Genomic DNA, 3,617 nt, shown 5'->3' on the forward strand with positions numbered 1-3,617 from the left:
ATAAAGGCGTTCTCGCTGTCGTTAAACAAGGCGATCGTTCCCTTCGCGTTCGTGCTCGCACCGGGGATCGTCCTGTTGCGCGAGAAGGCGAACGCCGCGGATCTGCCGATTCGGGAACGATACCGTGTGGTCGGGTTCAACGACCTCGCCGAGCTGTCGTATTCGATTCCGGAGATTCTCGTCCCCGTTGTCGGGGTCTTCCTCGGTGTGATCGCGCTCGGTGCCACCGTCATCGGGACGCTGTACACCCGCGTCGACCGGTTCAGTCGGGTCGGCTTTGCCGCCAGTTCGCTGCTGTTGATGGCCCCGGGGCTGCTTTCCGAGTCCGTCTTCGACGCCCTCGGACTCGTTGGTGTGTCCGTCTCCGTCGACGCCCTCATGCTCGATTTGGCCCTCCGCGGCGTCGGGTTCGCCCTGTTCGCACTTCTCACCCTCCGGAACAGGCGAGGGGCTGACCCCGGTGTCGAGGCGAACGCGGAGCCCGCGCCCCAACGGGCGTGATCGTTCCGTCAGTGTGACCGCGCCGTTAGCGTAGTATCGTCGCACCATCTCTCAAACGCATATGCACGTGGAGATCGTGGATCACGACGACTGGGTGGCCGGAAACACGCGCATTCAGGCGATTTCCATCAGCCGTGGGCGCGGGTCCCGTTTGTCGCTGACGCGGTCTCCGATTGAAATACACCCTGGCGGAGCGCCGCTGTACGCCGAGCGAGGCGTTTCACCGACGATGAGGCCTGCGTGACGGCTCGGCGCGCGAGTGCCGGAACGTGCAAAACGGTCGTTCGAAATCGTTTTGTTCGACGCTCGCGCACCGTCAGTATGCCGACGGAGCTTACTGACTACGACCCCACACTGGGAAACAAATTCGTATTCGTCACCGGCGGTGTGATGTCCGGGCTCGGCAAAGGCATCACAGCGGCGAGCACCGGGCGGTTGCTCGAAAACGCCGGGTTCGACGTGACGGCGGTGAAAATCGACCCGTACCTCAACGTCGATGCCGGAACGATGAACCCCTACCAGCACGGCGAGGTGTACGTGCTGAAGGACGGCGGCGAGGTCGACCTTGATCTCGGGAACTACGAGCGCTTCCTCGATATCGACATGACGTTCGACCACAACGTCACGACGGGCAAGACCTACCGCCACGTCATCGAGAAGGAGCGCGCCGGCGATTACCTCGGCGACACTGTTCAGATAATCCCGCATATCACCGACGATATCAAACGCCGGATCAGGGAGGCTGCGGCGGGCCACGATGTCTGTCTCATCGAAGTCGGCGGCACGGTGGGTGACATCGAGGGGATGCCCTATCTTGAGGCGCTCCGGCAGTTCGCCCACGAAGAGGACGACGAGGATATTCTCTTTACTCACGTTACGCTGGTCCCATACTCGAAAAACGGCGAGCAAAAGACGAAACCGACCCAACACTCCGTCAAGGAACTCCGCTCGATCGGCCTCCAGCCCGACGTCCTCGTCGGTCGCTGCGACGACAGACTCGACGCCGAAACAAAAGAAAAGATCGCGCTGTTCTGTGACGTTCCCGTCGACGCGGTGTTCTCGAACCCCGACGTCAAGGATATCTATCACGTCCCCTTGATGATCGAAGACGAGGGGCTTGACAAGTACGTCATGTCCGAACTCGGCCTCGAATCGGACGCGGTTCCCGAGTCCGAACGCCACAACGAATGGCGTGACATCGTCACGCGGGAGGCGACCGACGAGATCGAGATCGCCTTAGTCGGCAAGTACGCTCTTGAGGACGCCTACCTCTCGATTCACGAGTCGTTGAAGCACGCCGGCTTCGAGACCAACACCGAGATCGACGTTCTGTGGGTCGACGCCGACGAGATGGACGACGCCAACGCGGGTCACCTCGCCGACGCCGACGGGATCATCGTCCCCGGTGGGTTCGGCGCCCGCGGGATGGGCGGCAAGATTGAGGCCGCCCGTTACGCCCGCGAGAACGACGTTCCGTTCCTTGGGCTCTGTCTTGGTTTCCAGATGGCCGTCGTCGAGGTCGCTCGCAACGTCTGTGGCTTCGAGGACGCCCACTCGGCGGAGATGGACGAATCGACCCCCCACCCGGTCATCGACATCCTCCCTGAACAGTATGAGATCGAGGACATGGGCGGAACGATGCGGCTCGGCGCTCACGAGACCGAGATCGACCCCGGCACGCTGGCCCACGACGTCTATGACGACACGTCCTGTACCGAGCGCCACCGCCACCGCTACGAGGTCAACCCAGAGTACATCGACGACTTAGAAGAGGCGGGACTCGTTTTCTCGGGGCGGGCGGGCAACCGGATGGAGATCCTCGAACTCCCCGAGCACCCGTTCTTTTTCGGAACGCAGTTCCACCCCGAATTCCGCTCGCGGCCGGGCCGGGCCTCGCCGCCGTTCGTTGAGTTCGTCGAAACGATCCTCGAGACGGACGAGACGGACCCCGAGGAGGTGACGGCCTGATGGTCGATCCCGAATCGTTCATCGACGAGAAGATCGAAGAGATCGGCGACGCGATCGGCGACGCGAACGCGGTAATCGCGCTGTCGGGCGGCGTCGACTCTTCGACGGCCGCCGCGCTGGCCTACGAGGCCGTCGGCGACCAACTCACGCCCGTCTACGTCGATACTGGACTAATGCGGAAGGGCGAGACCGAGGAGATAGCGGAGACGTTCTCGTACATGGAGAGCCTCCGGATCGTCGACGCCCGCGAGCGCTTCCTCGACGCGTTATCTGGCGTCACCGATCCTGAGGAGAAGCGCCACGCCATCGGCGAGGGGTTCATCCGCGAGTTCGAGACGGTGGCCCGTGAGGTCGACGCCCAGTTCCTCGTCCAGGGGACGATCTACCCCGACCGGATCGAGAGCGAGGGGACGATCAAGTCCCACCACAACGTCGGCGGACTCCCCGAGGTCGTCGACTTCGAGGGGATCGTCGAGCCGATGCGGGACCTCTACAAGGACGAGGTTCGCGAAGTCGCTCGCGAACTCGGCCTCGAGGAGGTCGTCTCCGAGCGGATGCCGTTCCCCGGGCCGGGGCTCGCCGTCCGAGTCCTCGGAGAGGTGACCGAAGAGAAACTTGCGGTCGCTCGCGAGGCCAACCACGTCGTCGAGGAGGAACTCGAGGAGCACGAGCCGTGGCAGGCGCTCGCAGCGGTGCTCGGGAAAGCGACCGGCGTTAAGGGTGACAACCGCGTCCACGGCTGGGTCGTCGCCGTGCGCTCGGTCGAGTCCCGCGATGGAATGACTGCCCGCGCTCAAGAGGTCGACTGGGCGACGCTACAGCGCATCCAATCGCGCATTACGGGCGAAAACGAGACCGTCGCGCGCGTCGTTTACGACGTGACGCACAAACCTCCGGCAACGATCGAATATGAGTGAGGTAATCATCGCGGGCGACGATCCGGACGGCATCGGTGCCGCCCTCGAAACGCAGGGCGGGACGGTACGCTACGCCGAGGGGACCGCGAGTCGATCCTCCTTGGAGGCTGCCGGCGTTGAGAGCGCAGACGCGCTCGTGTTGACCGACGCGGGACTGGCGACATCGGTGACAGTGGCCGCGGACTGTAACCCTGGACTCCGGATCGTCATATACACCCGCGATTCTGTTCC

The 3,617-nt window shown here is 63.5% G+C and carries 3 protein-coding genes and 1 pseudogene; all 4 read left to right on the forward strand.

Features of this window, described 5'->3' with window-relative positions; genetic code table 11:
* Nucleotides 1-501 (forward strand): annotated as a pseudogene (locus tag ACI944_RS13135) (TRAP transporter permease); the annotation flags it as partial.
* 321 nt (nucleotides 502-822) lie between these two features.
* Nucleotides 823-2,469 (forward strand): CTP synthase, encoded by a 1,647-nt coding sequence (locus ACI944_RS13140; RefSeq protein WP_411719483.1) that lies wholly within the window; start codon nucleotides 823-825, stop codon nucleotides 2,467-2,469.
* Complete coding sequence (guaA, locus tag ACI944_RS13145) at nucleotides 2,469-3,386, forward strand: glutamine-hydrolyzing GMP synthase (RefSeq protein WP_411719484.1); 918 nt, start codon at nucleotides 2,469-2,471, stop codon at nucleotides 3,384-3,386. Before ACI944_RS13140 ends, guaA begins: the two co-directional genes overlap by 1 nt.
* Nucleotides 3,379-3,617: CTP synthetase (locus tag ACI944_RS13150; protein WP_411719485.1), on the forward strand; the 239-nt coding region annotated here is incomplete at its 3' end. The genes guaA and ACI944_RS13150, both read left to right, overlap by 8 nt.

The organism is Natronomonas sp. (genome assembly GCF_046710025.1).
Classification (GTDB): Archaea; Halobacteriota; Halobacteria; order Halobacteriales; family Haloarculaceae; genus Natronomonas.